At 56.0% G+C, this 19,197-nt stretch carries 20 protein-coding genes; 15 read left to right on the top strand and 5 right to left on the bottom strand.

What is annotated here, in order from left to right; translation table 11 throughout:
• Positions 1-65 precede the first annotated feature (65 nt).
• Positions 66-587, top strand: coding sequence for a GNAT family N-acetyltransferase (locus tag ACWWFX_RS18855; protein WP_473224470.1), 522 nt, complete (start codon positions 66-68; stop codon positions 585-587).
• A 125-nt stretch (positions 588-712) separates the two neighbouring features.
• On the opposite strand, the gene yjgA is transcribed toward ACWWFX_RS18855, so the two are convergent.
• Positions 713-1,264 (bottom strand): ribosome biogenesis factor YjgA, encoded by a 552-nt coding sequence (yjgA, locus tag ACWWFX_RS18860; protein ID WP_015966156.1) that lies wholly within the window; start codon positions 1,262-1,264, stop codon positions 713-715.
• A 94-nt stretch (positions 1,265-1,358) separates the two neighbouring features.
• On the opposite strand from yjgA, the gene pmbA reads away from it, so the two are divergent.
• From pmbA to ACWWFX_RS18930, 14 genes are all read left to right on the top strand, one after another.
• Entirely contained in the window at positions 1,359-2,711 is a 1,353-nt protein-coding gene (gene pmbA / locus ACWWFX_RS18865) for a metalloprotease PmbA (protein ID WP_473224471.1), read from the top strand.
• Between the two features lie 65 nt (positions 2,712-2,776).
• Positions 2,777-3,166: a cytochrome b562 gene (gene cybC, locus ACWWFX_RS18870; protein WP_231825542.1), complete on the top strand. Its 390-nt coding sequence runs from the start codon at positions 2,777-2,779 to the stop codon at positions 3,164-3,166.
• Between the two features lie 335 nt (positions 3,167-3,501).
• Entirely contained in the window at positions 3,502-3,840 is a 339-nt protein-coding gene (locus tag ACWWFX_RS18875) for a PRD domain-containing protein (RefSeq protein WP_144052273.1), read from the top strand.
• Between the two features lie 10 nt (positions 3,841-3,850).
• Positions 3,851-4,213 carry an SFCGS family glycine-rich protein gene (locus ACWWFX_RS18880; protein WP_096758522.1) on the top strand — a complete coding sequence of 121 codons (363 nt, stop codon included), beginning with the start codon at positions 3,851-3,853 and terminating at the stop codon, positions 4,211-4,213.
• 2 nt (positions 4,214-4,215) lie between these two features.
• Positions 4,216-4,515, top strand: coding sequence for a DUF4312 family protein (locus tag ACWWFX_RS18885; protein ID WP_015966150.1), 300 nt, complete (start codon positions 4,216-4,218; stop codon positions 4,513-4,515).
• Positions 4,516-4,536: 21 nt separating this feature from the next.
• Positions 4,537-5,313, top strand: a complete 777-nt coding sequence (locus tag ACWWFX_RS18890) for a DUF4311 domain-containing protein (protein WP_015966149.1) — start codon at positions 4,537-4,539, stop codon at positions 5,311-5,313.
• Between the two features lie 13 nt (positions 5,314-5,326).
• Entirely contained in the window at positions 5,327-5,971 is a 645-nt protein-coding gene (locus tag ACWWFX_RS18895; RefSeq protein WP_473224472.1) for a DUF4310 family protein, read from the top strand.
• A gap of 44 nt (positions 5,972-6,015) precedes the next feature.
• Positions 6,016-7,149, top strand: a complete 1,134-nt coding sequence (locus ACWWFX_RS18900) for an amidohydrolase/deacetylase family metallohydrolase (protein ID WP_473224473.1) — start codon at positions 6,016-6,018, stop codon at positions 7,147-7,149.
• Entirely contained in the window at positions 7,133-8,251 is a 1,119-nt protein-coding gene (locus tag ACWWFX_RS18905) for a DgaE family pyridoxal phosphate-dependent ammonia lyase (RefSeq protein ID WP_276220594.1), read from the top strand. The genes ACWWFX_RS18900 and ACWWFX_RS18905 overlap by 17 nt, the downstream gene beginning before the upstream one ends.
• Entirely contained in the window at positions 8,248-8,988 is a 741-nt protein-coding gene (gene dagF / locus ACWWFX_RS18910; protein ID WP_473224474.1) for a 2-dehydro-3-deoxy-phosphogluconate aldolase, read from the top strand. The genes ACWWFX_RS18905 and dagF overlap by 4 nt, the downstream gene beginning before the upstream one ends.
• A gap of 147 nt (positions 8,989-9,135) precedes the next feature.
• The gene (locus ACWWFX_RS18915) at positions 9,136-10,287 is read left to right on the top strand and encodes a lactonase family protein (protein WP_473224475.1); all 1,152 of its coding nucleotides are present in this window, start codon (positions 9,136-9,138) and stop codon (positions 10,285-10,287) included.
• Positions 10,288-10,307: 20 nt separating this feature from the next.
• Positions 10,308-12,221 carry a BglG family transcription antiterminator gene (locus ACWWFX_RS18920; protein WP_473224476.1) on the top strand — a complete coding sequence of 638 codons (1,914 nt, stop codon included), beginning with the start codon at positions 10,308-10,310 and terminating at the stop codon, positions 12,219-12,221.
• Positions 12,222-12,298: 77 nt separating this feature from the next.
• A complete protein-coding gene (locus ACWWFX_RS18925) occupies positions 12,299-12,541 on the top strand; it encodes a type II toxin-antitoxin system RelB/DinJ family antitoxin (RefSeq protein ID WP_456147012.1) in 243 nt (80 codons plus the stop codon).
• On the top strand, positions 12,531-12,821 hold the full coding sequence (locus ACWWFX_RS18930) for a type II toxin-antitoxin system RelE family toxin (RefSeq protein WP_276220589.1): 291 nt from the start codon (positions 12,531-12,533) through the stop codon (positions 12,819-12,821). The genes ACWWFX_RS18925 and ACWWFX_RS18930 overlap by 11 nt, the downstream gene beginning before the upstream one ends.
• On the opposite strand, the gene nrdG is transcribed toward ACWWFX_RS18930, so the two are convergent.
• The 4 genes from nrdG to treB all read right to left on the bottom strand — a co-directional run bounded on the left by nrdG (position 12,818) and on the right by treB (position 19,076).
• The gene (gene nrdG, locus ACWWFX_RS18935; protein WP_276220588.1) at positions 12,818-13,282 is read right to left on the bottom strand and encodes an anaerobic ribonucleoside-triphosphate reductase-activating protein; all 465 of its coding nucleotides are present in this window, start codon (positions 13,280-13,282) and stop codon (positions 12,818-12,820) included. The two genes, ACWWFX_RS18930 and nrdG, sit on opposite strands and share 4 nt — an antisense overlap.
• Before the next feature lie 146 nt (positions 13,283-13,428).
• The gene (gene nrdD / locus ACWWFX_RS18940) at positions 13,429-15,567 is read right to left on the bottom strand and encodes an anaerobic ribonucleoside-triphosphate reductase (RefSeq protein WP_276220587.1); all 2,139 of its coding nucleotides are present in this window, start codon (positions 15,565-15,567) and stop codon (positions 13,429-13,431) included.
• A 383-nt stretch (positions 15,568-15,950) separates the two neighbouring features.
• Positions 15,951-17,606, bottom strand: a complete 1,656-nt coding sequence (treC, locus tag ACWWFX_RS18945; protein WP_473224477.1) for an alpha,alpha-phosphotrehalase — start codon at positions 17,604-17,606, stop codon at positions 15,951-15,953.
• A 51-nt stretch (positions 17,607-17,657) separates the two neighbouring features.
• A complete protein-coding gene (treB, locus tag ACWWFX_RS18950; protein ID WP_473224478.1) occupies positions 17,658-19,076 on the bottom strand; it encodes a PTS trehalose transporter subunit IIBC in 1,419 nt (472 codons plus the stop codon).
• Positions 19,077-19,197 lie beyond the last annotated feature (121 nt).

The raw sequence follows: 19,197 nt of genomic DNA on the forward strand, positions 1-19,197 counted from the left end.
TTTCTGCGCAGCCAACCGGGAAACCGGTTGGCTTTTTTATTGGCAATTTTCAGAAGGGAACACGGATGCTTTCGACACATAAAATCACTTCAACTGATTCGGTGCTTTTTGCGCGCGTCGATGCGCTGTACGCGCAGGCTTTTCCGTGGCATGAACAGCGTGAACCTGCGGCGAAAGCGCAAGCGCTTAACGACCCGCGCTATACGCTGGAGGCGTGGTTCGACGGTGAGCAATTTGTGGGGATGAGCGGTAGCTGGCGGCTGGGAGAGATGCTTTACATTGAGCATCTGGCCGTCGATGGTACATTGCGCTCGAAAGGTTACGGTAAAATCTTGCTGGCTGAACTTCTGACCCGCGCACCGTTAACGGTGCTGGAAATTGATCCGCTTACCACGGAAATCGCCCACCGGCGGCTACGGTTTTATGAATCAATGGGTTTTGTCGCCAACCCGTGGGCGCACGCGCACCCGACGTATCATCAGGGGATTGCCGACCATGAACTGGTGGTGCTGAGTTACCCGCAGGGGATCGATGCGGTGGGGTATCAGCGGTTTAATGAGGGGTTGTGTCAGGTGGTGATGCAGTGAAAAACCGCGTCGGATGGCGCTGCGCTTATCCGACCTACAAACTCGGTGAATCGTAGGCCTGATAAGCGAAGCGCCATCAGGCAAAGCGATATCCGGCCAGCAGGCCGGATAGAGCATAGGGCGACTTACCCTTCGTTCTCCGCCAGTTCGCGCAGATACTGGAAAATCAGACGCGAAGACTTCGGCGGCTTATTCCCTTCTTTCTCTTTCTTCGCGTTGCGGATCAGTGAACGCAGTTGCTGACGGTCAGCATTCGGCCACAGATTCAGGACTTCATCCATCGCTTCATCACCGTTATCAATCAGACGATCGCGCAGTTGTTCCAGTTTATGGAACAGGGCAACCTGCTGGTTGTGGCGGTTCTTCAGCTTATCCAGCGCCTGGCGAATCGGCTCGACGTCGCGGCTACGCAACATTTTACCAATCAGCTGCATCTGGCGGCGGCGACCTTCTTTCTTGATGCGCTGTGCCAGTTCAATGGCGGCACGCAGGTCATCATCGAGCGGGATTTTATCCAGCGCGTTTTTACCCAGGTCTACGATCTCACCGCCAAGCTGCTTAAGCTCTTCGGCGTCACGTTTAATTTCACTCTTGCTGACCCAGATAATTTCATCATCTTCGTCTTCGATATCATCACCGGGGACGTCGTCGAGCCAGTCTTCGGGCTGCTTTGTCATTTCAGGCTCCTTAAAAAAGAGGCTAATACTAACAGCTTGGGCGCACACTGAGAAAGGGTTCTCTGTTAGACTTCAGGTAACTTTACCTAACATTATGGCATTGGCGATGAAAGTAATCACACAAGTTGCAGAACAGCGCATAGCGCTGGAAAAAGCTGTCTCCACCGCACTGGAACTGGCATCAGGCAAATCAGATGGTGCTGAAGTCGCGGTGAGTAAGACCACGGGCATTGGCGTCAGCACCCGTTATGGTGAAGTGGAAAACGTTGAATTTAATAGCGATGGTGCGCTTGGCATCACCGTGTATCACCAGAATCGTAAAGGCAGCGCGTCCTCAACCGATCTCAGCCCGGACGCCATCGCGCGTACCGTTCAGGCGGCACTGGATATCGCCCGTTATACCTCGCCAGACCCGTGCGCAGGCGTCGCAGAAAAAGATCTGCTGGCCTTCGATGCACCGGATCTCGATCTGTTCCACCCGGCTGAAGTGACGCCGGATGAGGCGATTGAATACGCCGCGCGCGCAGAACAGGCGTCGCTGAAGGCGGATAAACGCATCACCAATACCGAAGGCGGCAGTTTTAATAGCCACTACGGCATCAAAGTGTTCGGTAACAGCCACGGTATGCTGCAAAGTTACTGCTCAACGCGCCACTCGCTCTCCAGCTGTGTGATCGCCGAAGCCGACGGCGATATGGAACGTGACTACGCCTACACGATTGGCCGCGCGCTGGGCGACCTGCAAACGCCGGAGTTCGTCGGCGAAGAGTGTGCCCGCCGCACGCTGGCGCGCCTGTCGCCACGTAAACTCTCTACCATGAAAGCCCCGGTCATTTTCGCCAACGAAGTGGCAACCGGTCTGTTTGGCCACCTGGTTGGTGCGATTGCCGGTGGCTCGGTGTATCGCAAATCAACCTTCCTGCTCGATTCCCTCGGCGAGCAGATCCTGCCGGAGTGGCTGACCATTGAAGAGCATCCGCACCTGCTGAAAGGGTTGGCCTCAACGCCGTTCGATAGCGAAGGCGTGCGCACCGAGCGTCGCGACATCATCAAAGATGGCGTACTGATGCAGTGGCTGCTGACGAATTACTCTGCGCGGAAACTGGGCCTGAAGAGCACCGGTCACGCGGGCGGCATTCACAACTGGCGCATCGCCGGACGAGGGCTGAGTTTTGAAAAGTTGCTTAAAGAGATGGGGACAGGTCTTGTCGTCACCGAACTGATGGGACAAGGTGTCAGCGGTATTACCGGCGACTATTCTCGCGGTGCATCCGGTTTCTGGGTTGAAAATGGTGAGATCCAGTATCCCGTCAGTGAGATTACGATCGCAGGAAATCTGAAAGATATGTGGCGTAATATCGTCACGATTGCTGACGACATTGAAACGCGCAGCAATATCCAGTGTGGCTCCGTGCTTCTGCCGGAGATGAAAATCGCCGGGCAATAACGCCCGGTTTTTACGGACGCGCCCTGCGGCGTCTGATTGCTTAATAATAAAAAAGGAAGTGAGCAATGCGTAAAAAACTCTTAGCAATGTTGGCCGTATCCTCCCTTGCATTGGGCGCGGCAGCACCTGCGTTCGCCGATCTCGAAGAGGATATGGAAACGCTGGCGAAAAACCTCAAAGTGGTGGAAAGCACTTCGGATGCGACCGAGCTGAAAGCGGCGCTCACCGAAATGCGTACCGCCGCGCTGGACGCCCAGAAAGAAACTCCGCCGAAGCTGGAAAGTAAAGCGGCTGACAGCGCCGAGATGAAAGATTATCGTCACGGCTTTGATGTGCTGGTCGGTCAAATCGACGGTGCGCTGAAGCTGGCCAATGAAGGCAAAGTGAAGGAAGCCAAAGCGGCGGCGGAAGAGTTTAAAGCCACCCGCAACGAGAACCACAAGAAGTTTCGTTGATTATTAGCGAGCGCCGGGTGGCGGCTGCGCCTTATCCTGTAGGCCGGATAAGCGCCAGCGCCATCCGGCACTTTTACCGCACATAAGCAAACCTTATCTACCTCACATTTCCGTACAAATTCACAAGACTACTTCCCCCGTTAAATTTCCGTTTCAGGACATATTCGCGTGATGAATATCACGCTTTTCCGCCGATAAATCGTCAAAACCGCCAATTTTGTGGCACGGATCACTGGCCTCCTTCACCTTTCCACTTCGAAGTGGAAAACAACTCGCTACAAACCTGCAACCCGCGCCGTTACTTTAACTCCAGAGCCATTAACGGGGTAAGACGAGTGATGAATGCAGCGGTATTGAACAATGATGTGGAACCGGCAGCGCAAACAGAACAGCTTGCCGACACCATGCTGAAGCAGGTTTTCGCCCTGTTACGCAGCCACAACATTATCCCCAACGACGTACAGGAACAGATGTTGACCTCTCACCTGCGCGCAATGGCGCATCGGTCTGTGACCGGTGAGCCGCTGCCAGAAGTAGATGCCAGCCTGTTCGACGAAATTTCACCAGAATCAATGCAACTTGCCCGCGAAGTGGTCGCGCAGTTTGGCAATCTTCCTGAAGAAGAGTCCTGGCTGCTTTCCGTGCACTTCGAAGTCGCAAAAGAAAACCTTTAAGGAGCAAAACATGGAACAGATTACCGTTGTGATTGGCGATCGTTTAGGCAAAGGCCAGAAAGTGGCCGCAGGCGTTGAGAAAGCGGGCGGTCGTGCGGTCGTTGTGCCGGGCGTGGCGGCAGATATGAAGCTGGGCGACATGATGAAAGCGGAAAACGCCACCTTTGGTATCTCTTTCTGCGGTAGCGGCGGCGCAGGCGCGATTACCGCGCAGACCAAATATGGCTACAAAGCCAAATACGGTATGCGCTCGGTGGAAGAGGGCGTGACCGCCATCAACGAAGGCTGCAACGTACTGGGCTTCGGTTTTATGGATAAAGAAGAGCTGGGCGAGCGTCTGGTACAGGCGTGGCAGAAGAAGTACGGCGCGTGAGTATGAAACAACAATTCACCAAAACGGTGAGAGTCAAAGGTAAAGGCGACGCTAAAGCGCGCGCCTTTGCCGACGCGCTAAACCATGTCCAGGCCGCGGTGATGAAAGATACACCGCACATCTTACTGCGTATTGAGCCACAGGATGTGCAGGTTGTTCATGCGTATGAAGCGGTGCGTAAAGAAGCGTTCTTATTCTTCTTTTTGCGCCGGGAACGACGCACCTACAGCGTGGAGCTGGATGTGACCGTCAACGTGACCGCCATCAATCTCGACAACGTGGATTTCGTCACGCAGAGCTAAATCACACAGAAGGGCAGACTGATGTTCTTAATTATATTAATAAAATCGCTCATTATCGGCGGCCTGGTCGGCGTCGGTGTAGGGGCCGGTGCTGCACGCATGTTCCATGCGCCTACCACGCAAGGTATGGGCGCGTTTCGTACGTTGGGGGAGCTGAACTCCTGTGAAGGCGACCCGGCGTCACACTTCTCCTTTGGTCTTGGCTTCTTCTTTAACGCCTGGGCCTCTTCCGTTGCAGCAGGTTCATTTACCCAGGACGTTGACCACCGCATCATCCCGAACTGGGGCGCGGCGGCACTGATGATCAAAAACCGTAACGTCGGCGAGACGCTGCACGATCCGAAGAAAATGGCGATTGCCTGCGGCGTGATCGGCATGCTGGTCGTCACCTTCCTCAACTTAACCGCCTCCTCAGTACCGGAATCACTTCAGGTGACCGCCGTTAAGGTACTGGTTCCGGCAGCGAACCTGCTGGTGAACACGGTGATGCCGGTTATCTTCTGGCTGGCGGCGATTGACGCGGGCAAGAAATCGGGCTTCTGGGCGACCGTCTTTGGCGGCGCAGCGCAGATGATCATGGGGAACGCCGTACCGGGTCTGGTGCTGGGTATCCTGATTGGTAAGGGCGTTGAAGAGAGCGGCTGGAACCGCATCACCAAAGTGATGATGAGCGCCATCGTGGTGCTGTTTGTCCTGAGCGCCTTCTTCCGCGGCTTCGACATGAAGATGATCGAATCCTTCCACCTGACCGTGCCGAACTGGCTCGATCTGATCCACAGCTCGCTCAGCGGCAAATAACGGGAGCCTCGAAATGGAACAGAATAAAGGTTTTTGGTATGCCGACTGGTCGTTCCCGATCTTTGTTGGCCTGCTCTCTTCCGGCGTGTTCGCCGGGACGCACATGTACTACCTCTACGGCATCGGCGCATTTAACGAAGTGGCGTTTGTCTCGATGCTGCGTGCCGGGATTGATACCGGCGCTTACGGCGCGGTGGCAGCGTTTGGCGCAAGCTTCCTGTTTGCCCGCATCATCGAAGGTTCGCTGGTCGGGATTCTGGATATCGGCGGCGCGATTCAAACCGGCGTCGGCCTTGGCGTTCCGGCACTGCTGCTGGGCGCGGGCATCATGTTCCCGGTGACCAACTTTATCGCTTCACTGATTACCGGCCTGGTGATTGGCCTGGCGATTGGTTACGTCATTATTCTGGCGCGTAAGTTCACCATCAATCAGAGCGACTCGACCTACGGGGCCGACGTGATGATGGGGGCTGGTAACGCCTCTGGCCGCTTCCTCGGGCCGTTGATTATTCTCAGCGCGATGACCGCATCCATTCCAATCGGTATCGGTTCCCTGCTTGGCGCGCTGCTTTTCTACCTCTGGCAGAAGCCGATTACCGGCGGTGCGATTCTGGGCGCGATGCTGTTTGGCGCCATCTTCCCAATCGCGATTAGCTAACTCCCCCGCGGGCGTGAAAACGCCCGCTCTTTCAGGAGAACGAGATGTTTGATTTACTCCTGCGCGGTGCGCGCCTCGTCGACGATACCCTGACCGATATCGCCATTCAGGATGGCTTAATCCACGCGCTGGGCGACCTGACGTCACCCGCCAAGAAAACGATCGACCTGCACGGCAACTACTACGTCAGCGCGGGCTGGATTGACTCCCACGTTCACTGCTACCCGAAATCGCCGATTTATCACGACGAACCCGATAGCGTCGGTATCGCCACCGGTGTAACCACCGTTATCGATGCCGGTAGCACCGGGGCAGATGACGTGGATGAATTCTATGAACTCACCCGCCAGGCGGCGACCGACGTTTATGCGCTGCTGAATATCTCCCGCGTTGGGCTGATTGCCCAGAACGAGCTGGCCAATATGGCCAATATTGACGCCGATGCGGTGCAACAGGCGGTAAAACGTCACCCTGATTTTATCGTCGGCCTGAAGGCGCGGATGAGCAGCAGTGTGGTGGGCGAAAACGGCATCACGCCGCTGGAACATGCGAAAGCCATGCAGCAAGCCAACGGCGATTTGCCGCTGATGGTGCATATCGGCAACAACCCGCCGAACCTGGATGAGATTGCCGACCTGCTGAGTTCTGGTGACATCATTACCCACTGCTACAACGGCAAACCGAACCGCATCCTGACGCCGGAGGGCGAACTGCGCGCCTCGATTACGCGCGCGCTGAAGCGTGGCGTGCGTCTCGATGTCGGCCACGGTACCGCCAGCTTTAGCTTTGAGGTAGCGAAACGCGCCATCGCAATGGGCATTCTGCCACACACCATCAGTTCCGATATCTACTGCCGCAATCGCATCGACGGCCCGGTACGCTCGCTGGCGCTGGTGATGTCCAAATTCCTCGCCATCGGTCTGTCGCTGCCGCAGGTCATTGCCTGCGTCACCTCGCATGCCGCAGAAGGCTTACGACTGACTCATAAAGGTCACCTGGCGCCGGGGATGGATGCGGATCTGACGATTTTCACTGTGAAAGATCAACCAATGAGCCTGACCGATGCGGAAAACGTTTCGCTTCAGGCTGACAAAATTCTGGTGCCGCTGGCTGCCGTTCGTGCAGGCAAGGGCTATATGACCGAACAAGGGAGTGCAGAAAATGCCTTCGATTTTTGAGAAATACAATTTAAAGCAAGTGATCAACACCTCTGGCCGTATGACGGCGCTGGGCGTTTCAACCCCACGCCCGGAAGTGGTACAGGCGGCGATGGACGGCATGAACCAGTACTTCGAGATGAAAGACCTGGTCAATAAAACCGGCGAGTACATTGCTAATTTGCTGGATGTGGAAGGGGCGACGGTCGTCTCCTGCGCATCGGCAGGCATCGCGCAGTCCGTGGCGGCGGTGCTGGTGAAAGACAGCGACTGGCTTCTGGAAAACCTGCACGTCACGCCAGTTGAAAACAACGAAATCGTGCTGCCGAAAGGTCATAACGTCAACTTCGGTGCGCCGGTGGGCACGATGGTTGCGCTGGGCGGCGGCAAACTGGTGGAAGCGGGTTACGCCAACGAATGTTCCGCAGCACAACTGGCGGCGGCAATTACCCCACGCACGGCGGCTATCCTGTATATCAAATCTCACCACTGCGTGCAGAAAAGCATGCTCAGCGTTGAGCAGGCGGTTGTTGTGGCTCGCAAACATAACCTGCCGCTGATTGTCGATGCCGCAGCGGAAGAAGACTTGCAATGCTACTACCGCTCGGGCGCGGACCTGGTCATTTACAGCGGTGCGAAAGCCATCGAAGGGCCGACCAGCGGACTGGTGATCGGCAAAACCCAGTACGTTGAGTGGGTGAAGCGCCAGACCGCGGGCATTGGCCGCGCAATGAAAGTGGGCAAAGAGGGCATTCTCGGCCTGACCTGCGCCATTGAACACTACCTTACCGCAACGAAAGAGAGCGGCGCGGAGATGGTGGCGAAGATGACGCCGTTTATCGACGCACTGAATACGCTCAATGGCGTGTCTGCTCGCGTGGTCTGGGATAGCGCCGGGCGTGATATCGCGCGTACCGAAATTAAATTCGACGAAGCCGTTACCGGCATTGGCACGGGCGAGCTGGTCGATGCGTTGAAGCAGGGACAATACGCCATTTACTTCCGTGGCTACAAAGCCAACGAAGGCATTATCGAAGCCGACGTGCGCAGCGTCGACCAGGCGCAGCTGGATATCGTGGCCCGCCGTATTGCTGAAGTGATCAAACAGGAGATTAACGCATGAAACTGACCCCAAACTTTTACCGTGACCGCGTCTGCCTGAACGTTCTGGCGGGTAGCAAAGAAAACGCCAGCGAGATTTATGAAGCGGCGGAAGGTCATGTGCTGGTGGGCGTGCTCTCCAAAAATTACCCGGACGTGGCCAGCGCCGTGGCGGATATGCGTGATTACGCGGCGCGGATTGATAATGCACTCTCCGTGGGTCTGGGCGCGGGCGACCCGAATCAGTCGGCAATGGTCAGCGCCATCTCTGCTGAAGTGCAGCCGCAGCACGTCAACCAGGTCTTCACCGGTGTAGGAACCAGCCGTGCGCTGCTGGGCCAGAACGACACCGTAGTGAACGGTCTGGTCTCTCCAACCGGCACGCCGGGCATGGTGAAAATCTCCACCGGGCCGCTGAGCAGCACCGCACCGGACGGCATCGTGCCGGTTGAAACGGCGATTGCACTGCTGAAAGATATGGGCGGCAGCTCAATCAAATACTTCCCGATGGGTGGCCTGGAGTGTCGTGAGGAATACAAAGCGGTGGCGGAAGCCTGCGCACGTCACGACTTCTGGCTGGAGCCAACGGGTGGGATCGATCTGGAAAACTTCAGCGAGATCCTGAAAATTGCCCTCGATGCCGGTGTAAGCAAAATCATCCCGCACATCTACAGTTCTATTATTGATAAAGCCAGCGGCAACACTCGCCCGGACGACGTGCGCACGCTGCTGGAGATGACGAAGGTGTTAGTGAAGTAATAAGGGCACCCCTCACCCCGGCCCTCTCCCGCAGGGAGAGGGTGAAAACCAGCGCAGGTCTTTCACATTTGCACTGTCGGTCCCCTCTCCCTGTGGGAGAGGGCTAGGGTGAGGGGAAACCAACCACACCATTCCCAAGGAGCCATCATGCACCCATCCCACCACCTGCTTGTCGCTTCACTTTCTCTGCTTGCCACCACCGCTATTGCGCAGACGCAATACGCGTGGGTGGGCACCTACAACCCCAACGGCGAAGGCGTGTACCGCTTTACCCTCGACAGCCAAACCGGGGCGTTAAGCGACAAAACTCTGGTCAGCACGTTGCCCAATGCCGCGCAGCTTACCGTCTCTGCCGATGGCAAAACCCTGTATGTCGCGAGCGAAGAAGAGAAGGGCATGGTGCAGGCGTTGCGGGTGGATGAGAAGGGCGCACTCCATGAGCTGAATCAGGTTTCATCTGGCGGCGCGGGCCCGGTGTATCTCTCGTTGACGCCTGGTGGAAAGCATCTGCTGGTGGCGAATTACGTCAGCGGTTCCGTGGCGATGTTGCCGGTGAAAGCTGATGGCAGCCTGGCGGAGGCCAGCGATTTTCATCAGGATGCGGGTGATCCCGGCGCCGCGAAACCTGCGGCTGCGGTCAAAGGCAGCTTTGCCGCCAGCGATCATAATGGCCCGCATGCTCACATGATCGCCGCCGATCCCAGCGGGAAATATGTTTTTTCAACCGATCTGGGCCTCGATCGGATCTACCAGTATCGTCTGGATGAAAAGAACGGCAAGTTGATCCCCAACACGCCGCCATTCATCAATGCTTCTTCGCCGGGCGCGGGGCCGCGTCATTTTGTGTTTACAGCAAAAGGCGATGGGCTTTGGTTGATCAACGAAGAGTCTTCCACGCTGACGCATTACCGACTTGATGCAACAACCGGGCAGCTCCAGGAAGGGAAAACGGTATCGTCGCTGCCGAAAGCGTATCAGGGAACCAGCTTCGCCGCCGGGCTGGCAATCAGTGAGGACGGAAAACAGCTGTATGTTGCCAACCGCCTGCACAACAGTATTGCTCACTTCACGGTTATGAATGACGGTTCATTGATTCAAAATGATAATATATGGACGCGAGGCGACTACCCGCGCAGCCTGACGCTGGATAGCGCGGGTCGCTGGCTGTACGTGATGAATCAGCGCAGCGATAACATCACCCGTTTTCGCGTCGCGCCTGACGATGGCAAGCTAACGTTTGTCCCCGAATACACATCGGTGGGCAGCCCATCGCAGATGGTGATTTCGTTTAACCCCTGAGGCGTAATAAGGAAACTGACGTGCGATTCCCCAACCAACGTTTAGCCCAACTGTTCAATTTACTGCAAAACGAAGTTTTGCCGCAGGATGAGCTGGCTGCACGGTTGTCCGTTTCCACCCGTACCGTTCGCGCCGATATCACGGCGCTCAATGCCTTGCTGGCGAGCTACGGCGCGCAGTTTACGCTTACGCGCGGCAGCGGCTATCAGCTCAATATCAGCGACCCGAATCGCTATCAAAAACTGGAAGAAAGCGCGCCGAGCACGCTACGAATTCCGCGTACGGCAAGCGAGCGTGAGCATTCACTGGCGGTGCGCTTTCTGACATCCGCGTTTTCACTCAAGCTGGAAGATCTGGCGGATGAGTGGTTTGTCAGCCGCGCCACGCTGCAAAACGACATGATCGCTGTGCGTGAACGTTTTCAGCGTTATCAGTTGACGCTGGAGACGCGCCCGCGCCACGGCATGAAGCTGTTTGGCAGTGAAGTCTCTATTCGCGCATGCCTGACGGATATTCTTTGGGAACTGCCGCAGCAGGAAGGGTTTAATGCCCAACTGATGGCGGAAGCGCTCAATGCGGGGGCTATCACATCGCTTACCGCGACGTTGCAGGAAACGCTCACCCGCCACGCGATTCGCCTGACCGACGAAGGTGAACGCTTCATTCGTCTTTACTGCGCAGTAGCGGTACGCCGTATCAGCGAAGGTTTCCCGCTGGCAGAGTTTGCGGCGGAAGAGGAGGTCTCGCAGAACGTGCGCGAAGCGGCGCGCGATATCGCGGCGGCCATGCAGAAACTGGCGGGCAAACCGCTGGCCGACTCGGAGAAAGCCTGGTTGTGCGTGCATATCTCCGCGCGTCAGACGCAGCAGGTTTCGCCAAGCGCCATCAGTGCCGACGATGCCGAAGCGCTGGTGAACTACATTCTCAGCTACATCAACAGCCACTATAACTACAACCTGCAAAACGACGATCAGCTGCACGCGGACCTGCTCACCCATATCAAAACCATGATCACCCGCGTGCGTTATCAAATCATGATCCCCAACCCGCTGCTGGATAACATCAAACAGCACTACCCGATGGCGTGGGACATGACGCTGGCGGCGGTGTCGAGCTGGGGAAAATACACCCCGTACACCATCAGCGAAAACGAAGTTGGGTTCCTGGTGCTGCACATCGGCGTCGGGCTGGAGCGACATTACAACATTGGCTATCAGCGCCAGCCGCGTGTCCTGCTGGTGTGCGACACCAGCACGGCGATGGTGCGCATGATTGAAGCGGTGTTGCAGCGCAAATACCCGCAAATTGACGTGACTGATGTGCTCTCGCTGCGTGATTACGAACAGCGGGAGAGCATCAGTGAAGACTTTGTTATCTCGACCGCCCGCATTAACGAAAAAGATAAACCGGTGGTGACCATCGCCCCGTTCCCGACCGAGTTCCAGCTTGAACAAATCGGCAAACTGGTACTGGTGGACCGCACCCGTCCGTGGATGCTGAACAAATATTTCGATGCTGCGCACTTTCGCATTATCGACGGCGATATCGACCAACAGACATTATTTAGCGAACTTTGCGCTCAGCTTCATGATGAAGGCTTTGTTGACGCCGAGTTCCACTCTTCAGTTGTGGAGCGTGAAGCCATCGTCAGTACCATGCTCGGCGACGGCATCGCGCTGCCTCACGCCCTGGGATTGTTGGCACAAAAAACGGTGGTCTACACGGTGCTGGCACCGCAGGGAATTGCGTGGGGCGAGGAAACCGCGCACGTCATCTTCCTGCTCGCGATCAGCAAACGCGAGTATGAAGAAGCGATGGCGATCTACGATATTTTTGTCACCTTCCTGCGCGAACGTGCAATGGCACGGTTGTGCACCTGTCGGGATTTTGCGGAGTTTAAAACCGTGGCGATGGCGTGTGTGAGCCGGTTTTGAGAGGCGTTTTCCAGAATCGAATGTAAAACGAGTGTAATGCTATAATGCATTACACTTTTTCTTTTTCTGGGGGCACAATGGCGACCATCAACGTCAGGCTTGACGATCAACTCAAGAAAGAGGCATACGCCGTGCTGGAAAAACTCAACATCACTCCCACGGAAGCCGTGCGATTACTGTTTCAGTATGTGGCGGATAACGGGCGGATGCCGGTAAAAAACGTCACTATAAGCGACAGTGAAGAGGCGCTGCTGCATTCTGTCAGGGAAAGACTGGCCAATCCGCAAGAGGCCGTTAAGGTCAGGCTGGATGATCTATGAACTGGCCTTTGACCCGAGGGCGTTAAAAGAGTGGCAAAAGTTAGGTGCGACCGTCCGGGGGCAGTTTAAAAAGAAACTGAAGTCAGTTTTGCTTCATCCTCGCAATGAAGCTGACAGGTTACGAACGTTTCCCGATTGCTACAAAATCAAACTAAAGGCTTCCGGGTTCAGGCTGGTTTACCAGGTGCAAGAGGCTCAGGTTACGGTGCTGGTGATAGCGATTGGCAAACGGGAGAAATCTGCCGTTTATCAGGATGCTGACAAACGGCTCGAAGACTAGCGCAGGTGGTGCACCACCTGATTGCTGCTGCCGCGCCAGATAAGCGCCGGGTCTTTTAAATCCTGCACAAACTTACCGTCGACCAGCACGTTGATGAGATTGACCACTTCCATTTGCGCGGCGTCCAGCTCGTCCAGCTTGTAGCCGGTCCACACCCAGATATCTTTTCCCTGGCACTCCGCGTGGATGCGTTTGACCAGTTTAAGAATCTCCGGCACGTTTTGCGGATGGAGTGGATCGCCGCCGGAGAGTGAAATCCCCTGACGTTTCACGCGCGTGTCGTTGAGATCGGCAATGATGCGGTCGGCCATTTCGGTGGTGAATGGCTGACCTGAATTCACGCGCCAGGTGCTTTTGTTATAGCAGCCGGGGCATTCGTGAACGCAACCTGCCACAAACAGCGTGCAGCGTGTGCCGGGGCCATTGACGATATCGACGGGGTAGTACTGATGGTAATTCATGGTTGTTCTTCTTGAGTATTGTGCGGGCTGGAGCCCCTCACCCTAACCCTCTCCCACAGGGAGAGGGGACCGACCGAGCAGAACATTTAGGCCGGAGCGGTTTTCTCCCTCTCCCTGTGGGAGAGGGCGGGGTGAGGGGTAGTCGTTTAACCGATCTGCCCGTTGCCGAGGTGTTTCACGCGGCGTTTCACTTCTTCCTGCTTACCGGCGTTAAACGGACGCGCATCCGGGCTACCTAAATAGCCGCACACGCGGCGGGTGACCGATACGCGGGAGGCGTCGTGGTTGCCGCATTTCGGGCAGGTGAAGCCTTTGCTGGTGCACTCGAACTCACCGGTAAAACCGCACTCGTAGCATTCATCGATCGGCGTGTTGGTGCCGTAGTACGGCACGTGCTTGTAGCTGTAATCCCAGACATCTTCCAGCGCTTTCAGGTTGTGCTGAATGTTCGGGTACTCGCCGTAGCAAATGAAACCGCCATTCGCCAGCGGCGGGTACGGGGCTTCAAAGTCGATTTTGTCGTACGGGTTAACTTTTTTCTCAACGTCTAAGTGGAAGCTGTTGGTGTAGTAACCTTTATCGGTGACGCCAGGTACCACGCCGAATTCAGCGGTGTCGAGGCGGCAGAAACGATCGCACAGGTTTTCACTCGGTGTGCTGTAGAGGCTGAAGCCGTAGCCGGTTTCATCTTTCCACTGGTCAACGGCCTGACGCAGACGTTCAACGATGGCGGTGCCTTTGGCGCGCAGCGCTTCATTGTCATAAACGTGCTGATTACCAAACAGCGCATTGATGGTTTCGTGAATACCGATATAGCCCAGCGAGATAGATGCACGACCGTTTTTGAAGATTTCAGAAACGTCATCGTCAGCCTGCAAACGCACGCCGCACGCGCCTTCCATATACAGGATAGGAGCCACGCGGGCTTTCACGCCTTCCAGACGTGCGATACGGGTCATCAGCGCTTTACGCGCCAGCTGCAGACGTTCGTCCAGCAGTTTCCAGAACGCGTCTTCATTACCTTTGGCTTCTAGCGCGATGCGCGGCAGGTTCAGGCTGATGACGCCGAGGTTGTTGCGGCCATCGTGGATCTGCTCGCCGTTTTCGTTTTCCCACACGCCGAGGAAGCTGCGGCAGCCCATTGGGGTTTTGAACGAACCGGTGACTTTCACGACCTGGTCGTAGTTCAGGATGTCCGGATACATGCGCTTGCTCGCGCATTCCAGCGCCAGCTGTTTGATGTCGTAGTTGGCATCGCCCGGTTTGTGATTCAGGCCGTCGCGGATAGCGAACACCAGTTTCGGGAACACGGCGGTTTTACGGTTTTTGCCGAGGCCCGCAATACGATTACGCAGAATGGACTGCTGAATCAGGCGCGATTCCCAACTGGTGCCGAGACCAAAACCAAAGGTGACGAACGGTGTTTGTCCGTTGGCGGTATGCAGCGTGTTGACTTCATATTCCAGCGACTGGAAGGCGTCATAGCACTCTTTTTCCGTACGGGAATGGGCGTAGCCTTCTGCGTCCGGAATCTGCCACTCTTCAGCGGTCTGGCGATGTTTATTGAAGCTGGCGGTCACGAACGGGGCCAGGACTTCATCAATACGGTTAATGGTGGTGCCGCCATAAATGTGGCTGGCAACCTGCGCGATGATCTGCGCGGTAACGGCCGTCGCGGTAGAGATGGATTTCGGCGGCTCGATTTCCGCGTTACCCATTTTAAAGCCCTGCGTCAGCATCCCTTTCAGGTCGATCAACATGCAGTTGAACATCGGGAAGAACGGGGAGTAATCAAGGTCGTGATAGTGGATAACGCCACGTTCGTGCGCCATCACGACGTCGTGCGGCAGCAGGTGCTGACGTGCGTAGTGTTTCGCGACGATACCGGCCAGCAGGTCACGCTGGGTTGGGATCACTTTACTGTCTTTATTGGCGTTTTCATTGAGCAACGCCGAGTTGGTTTGCTCAACCAGGCCGCGAATCTCCTGGTTCAGGCGGCCACGCTTTTCACGCTGGCTGTCGCGGTCATGGCGATATTCGATATAGGCGCGCGCCAGCTGCTTGTACGGGCCAGACATCAGCTGGTTTTCAACCGCGGTCTGGATCTCGTTGATATCAACCTGGCTGCGGCCTTGCATCTGCTCGCTTACGATTGCCGCGACGGTGGCGCAATAGTCTGCGTCATCGACTCCCGCTGCTTTAGCGGCACGCAGGATAGCTTCCTGGATGCGCTCTGATTTGAACGGCACTTTACAGCCATCGCGTTTCATCACATGCGGTGTCATGATCACTCCATTATAAAAACAGGTTATCCACAGAACTGAAGTCGGGGCGGGGGCGAGATTTACAAAGCCTGCCCGCGTGTTAGCGCTTCTCCAGTCAAATTTATCCACATATCACCCCCTTTCTTCATTGGAAGGGTATGGTGATATTGTAGACGATAAAACCCAACATGTTGGGTCGGCGAGCATTCTAAGGTCTATATATAGTGATTTGCATCAAACAAGTTTGCGATTTTATTGATGTAGAACAAAGTAAAAATCGAAGCGTACAGATGACGGGCGCTACGGCTAATGTAAATTTTGCAGTACTGAAGGCCGCTTAAAAATTCAACAAAAACAGTAAGATTTGCAGAGGGCCGGCGACCGAAAGTCGCCGGTTGAGAGGGTTAATTTTGTAGCCACCAGACCGCTTCAAAAGGCCGTAGCGTCATTTCAGACGGGGCGCTTGCCACTTCGTCGTAGTTGCTGATTAAGGCCGTCCAGTCGCCGTGAGGGGCGTCTGGCTGCCAGTGCTGGAGCTCTGCGCTAAGGTTAGCGACCACCAGCAGCGTTTGCCCCTGCCACTGGCGGCGATAGCACCACAGGGACGGATGATCGGGCAGAAGATCCTGATAATGGCCCCACGTCAGAATCGGCGTGGTTTTACGTAGCGCAATTAACTGCTGATAGGTGTAGAACACCGAATTCGGATCGTTCAGCGCCGTATCGACGTTGATCGCTTCATAGTTGTCGCACAGGGCGATCCATGGCGTGCCGGTGGTGAATCCACCGTGCGCTTCGCCATTCCATTGCATCGGCGTGCGGCTGTTATCGCGTGATTTACTGGCGAGGATCGCCAGCAAGGTTTGCGCGTCCTGGCCCTGCGCTAACCGCTCGGCGAACATATTGTGGCTCTCTACGTCGCGGTAGTCGGTTATTTGCGTGAAATGCGGGTTGGTCATGCCAATCTCTTCGCCCTGATAAACATAAGGCGTACCCTGCATGCCGTGCAGCACCATCGCCAGCATTTTGGCAGCGGGCAGGCGATACTCGCCTTCATCGCCAAAGCGCGAAACAATGCGCGGCTGATCGTGGTTACACCAGAACAGCGCATTCCACGCGCGATTATGCATGCCCTGCTGCCAGTGGCTGAACAGCGCTTTCAGGGCGACGTAGTCCGGCTTCGCCAGCGTCCACTTCTCGCCGCCGGGATAATCGACTTTCAGATGGTGGAAGTTAAAGGTCATCGACAGTTCGCGACCATCCAGCGCGGCGTACTGCTGGCAGTTCTCCAGCGAGGTTGACGACATTTCGCCCACGGTCATCAGCTCGCGTGGGGCAAAGACATCGCGGCTCATCTCCTGTAAGAACTCGTGAGCGCGCGGGCCATCAGTATAGAAGCGGCGTCCGTCGCCGTCCGGGTCGGACGGGAATGTCTGATCTTTTGAAATCAGGTTCACTACATCAAGACGCAGGCCATCGACACCACGATCGGCCCAGAACTCGCACACTTTTTTCAGCTCGGCGCGCACCGCCGGGTTTTCCCAGTTGAGGTCCGCCTGTTCCGGCGCAAACAGGTGCAGGTAATATTGTTCGCTCTCAGCGTGCCACTGCCAGGCGTTGCCGCCAAATTTCGAGCGCCAGTTATTGGGCGGGGTGCCCGGCTCGCCATCGCGCCAGATATAGAACTCGCGGTACGGGCTCTCTTTGTTCAGCGATTCACGGAACCAGGCGTGCTGCGTGGAGGAGTGGTTGAGCACCATATCCAGCACGATACGAATACCGCGTGCTTTCGCCTCGGCCACCAGTTCATCGAAATCGTCCAGCGTACCGTAGGCCGGGTCGATGGCGGTGTAATTCGCCACGTCGTAGCCGTTATCAACCTGCGGCGAGACATAAAAAGGGGTCAGCCAGATGGCGTCTACGCCCAGCGTCTTCAGATAGTCGAGGCGATAGGTTACGCCGCGCAAATCACCGGTGCCGCTACCGGTCGTGTCCTGAAAACTCTTTGGATAAATTTGGTAAATAACGCCGTTCTGCCACCAGTGGGGAAGAATATTCATAGTGCTGTCCTGAAATGCGAAGGGGCGCAAGAGCGCCCCAAAGTGAAAACATTAAACAATCTGCAAGGTGCCCTGACGGTGTTTACGCTGGTAAACCACCGAGGTGAGGATGATAGGAATAACGATGGCAATCAGCATTGCCAGGCTAAAGACCTGCCAGTAGGTCGGCTGGATGGAAAGAATACCCGGCAGGCCGCCGACGCCAATGCCGTTTGCCATTACGCCGCTCAGGCCGCACAGCAGGCCAGCGAGGCCAGAGCCTACCATCGCGCACAGCATCGGGAAACGATACTTCAGGTTGATGCCGTACATGGCCGGCTCGGTTACGCCGAGGAAGGCGGAGATGGCGGCAGGCACGGAAATTTCACGCTCGTTCTGCTTGCGGCTGCAAATAATGATGCCCACTACCGCCGAAGCCTGCGCAATATTAGAGAGCGCAATCAGTGGCCAAACCGGCGTGCCGCCCATGCTTTGAATCATCTGCATGTCGATAGCAAGCGTAGTCTGGTGAACGCCGGTGATCACCAGCGGAGCGTACAGGAAGCCGAACAGCGCAGCGCCAACCGGCGCGAAGCTACCGGTCATCAGGTGACGCACGGCAAAGGCGACGCCATCACCAATCATACGGCCAAACGGGCCGATAAAGGCGTGGGCGAGGAAGACGGCCAGAATCAATGAGCAGACCGGAACCACGACCAGATAGAGGTAATCCGGCACGATACGCTTCAGGCGCGTTTCAATAATGCCCAATGCGAGTCCCGCCAGCAGCGCTGGGATAACCTGTGCCTGATAGCCAACCTTCGCAATGGTAAACAGGCCGAAGTTCCATACTTCCGGCACCTGTTGGCCCAGCATGTAGGCGTTCATCAGTTGCGGGGAGACCAGCGTAACGCCGAGCACGATACCCAGAATCGGCGTACCGCCCATTTTGCGCACCGCCGACCAGCAGATACCCACCGGTAAATAGAAGAAGATGGCTTCGCCAATCAGCCATAAGAAATCGTAGATGCTTTGCAGCGACGGGTACATTTGCGCCAGCGTATGGCCGTTGCTCATCGGCAGGTCGCCGATCACGTTGCGGAAACCGAGGATCAAGCCCCCGCTAATCAGCGCTGGCAGCAGCGGGAAGAAGATCTCCGCGAAGTGCGAGATCATGCGTTCATGCCACTTCATGTTCTGGCGCGCCGCCAGTTTGGCCTGCTCTTTATCTGCCGCCGCCTGGCCGGTTGAGGCGATCAGTGCCTGGTAGTAATCTCCGACTTCAGTTCCAATGACCACCTGAAACTGCCCGGCGTTGGTGAAGCAGCCTTTTACCATTGGCAGTTCTTCGATGGCTTTCGGATCGGCTTTCGCCGGGTTGTTGAGGACAAAACGTAAGCGGGTAATGCAGTGGCTGACGGTGGCGATGTTATCGCGTCCGCCGACCAGCTCGATAAGTTTATCGATGTTCTGCTGATTTATTTTACTCATTATGAAAACCTCAGTGCCGAGGAGAGATATTGTGTTGATGACCTGAGCAGTAGCCTATCCGTTAACCGATTTTTGGAAAATGGGAACGTTCCCGAAACGCAGCGAGGATCACATAATTTAC

This window comes from Pseudocitrobacter sp. 2023LY-00077 (assembly GCF_055796175.1).

Bases quoted from the DNA above. Each gene is read 5' to 3' on its own strand.
- ACWWFX_RS18855 (WP_473224470.1), top strand. From the start codon at position 66: ATGCTTTCGACACATAAAATCACTTCAACTGATTCGGTGCTTTTTGCG.
- yjgA (WP_015966156.1), bottom strand. From the start codon at position 1,264: ATGACAAAGCAGCCCGAAGACTGGCTCGACGACGTCCCCGGTGATGAT.
- pmbA (WP_473224471.1), top strand. From the start codon at position 1,359: ATGGCATTGGCGATGAAAGTAATCACACAAGTTGCAGAACAGCGCATA.
- cybC (WP_231825542.1), top strand. From the start codon at position 2,777: ATGCGTAAAAAACTCTTAGCAATGTTGGCCGTATCCTCCCTTGCATTG.
- ACWWFX_RS18880 (WP_096758522.1), top strand. From the start codon at position 3,851: ATGGAACAGATTACCGTTGTGATTGGCGATCGTTTAGGCAAAGGCCAG.
- ACWWFX_RS18885 (WP_015966150.1), top strand. From the start codon at position 4,216: ATGAAACAACAATTCACCAAAACGGTGAGAGTCAAAGGTAAAGGCGAC.
- ACWWFX_RS18890 (WP_015966149.1), top strand. From the start codon at position 4,537: ATGTTCTTAATTATATTAATAAAATCGCTCATTATCGGCGGCCTGGTC.
- ACWWFX_RS18895 (WP_473224472.1), top strand. From the start codon at position 5,327: ATGGAACAGAATAAAGGTTTTTGGTATGCCGACTGGTCGTTCCCGATC.
- ACWWFX_RS18900 (WP_473224473.1), top strand. From the start codon at position 6,016: ATGTTTGATTTACTCCTGCGCGGTGCGCGCCTCGTCGACGATACCCTG.
- ACWWFX_RS18905 (WP_276220594.1), top strand. From the start codon at position 7,133: ATGCCTTCGATTTTTGAGAAATACAATTTAAAGCAAGTGATCAACACC.
- dagF (WP_473224474.1), top strand. From the start codon at position 8,248: ATGAAACTGACCCCAAACTTTTACCGTGACCGCGTCTGCCTGAACGTT.
- ACWWFX_RS18915 (WP_473224475.1), top strand. From the start codon at position 9,136: ATGCACCCATCCCACCACCTGCTTGTCGCTTCACTTTCTCTGCTTGCC.
- ACWWFX_RS18925 (WP_456147012.1), top strand. From the start codon at position 12,299: ATGGCGACCATCAACGTCAGGCTTGACGATCAACTCAAGAAAGAGGCA.
- ACWWFX_RS18930 (WP_276220589.1), top strand. From the start codon at position 12,531: ATGATCTATGAACTGGCCTTTGACCCGAGGGCGTTAAAAGAGTGGCAA.
- nrdG (WP_276220588.1), bottom strand. From the start codon at position 13,282: ATGAATTACCATCAGTACTACCCCGTCGATATCGTCAATGGCCCCGGC.
- nrdD (WP_276220587.1), bottom strand. From the start codon at position 15,567: ATGACACCGCATGTGATGAAACGCGATGGCTGTAAAGTGCCGTTCAAA.
- treC (WP_473224477.1), bottom strand. From the start codon at position 17,606: ATGAATATTCTTCCCCACTGGTGGCAGAACGGCGTTATTTACCAAATT.
- treB (WP_473224478.1), bottom strand. From the start codon at position 19,076: ATGAGTAAAATAAATCAGCAGAACATCGATAAACTTATCGAGCTGGTC.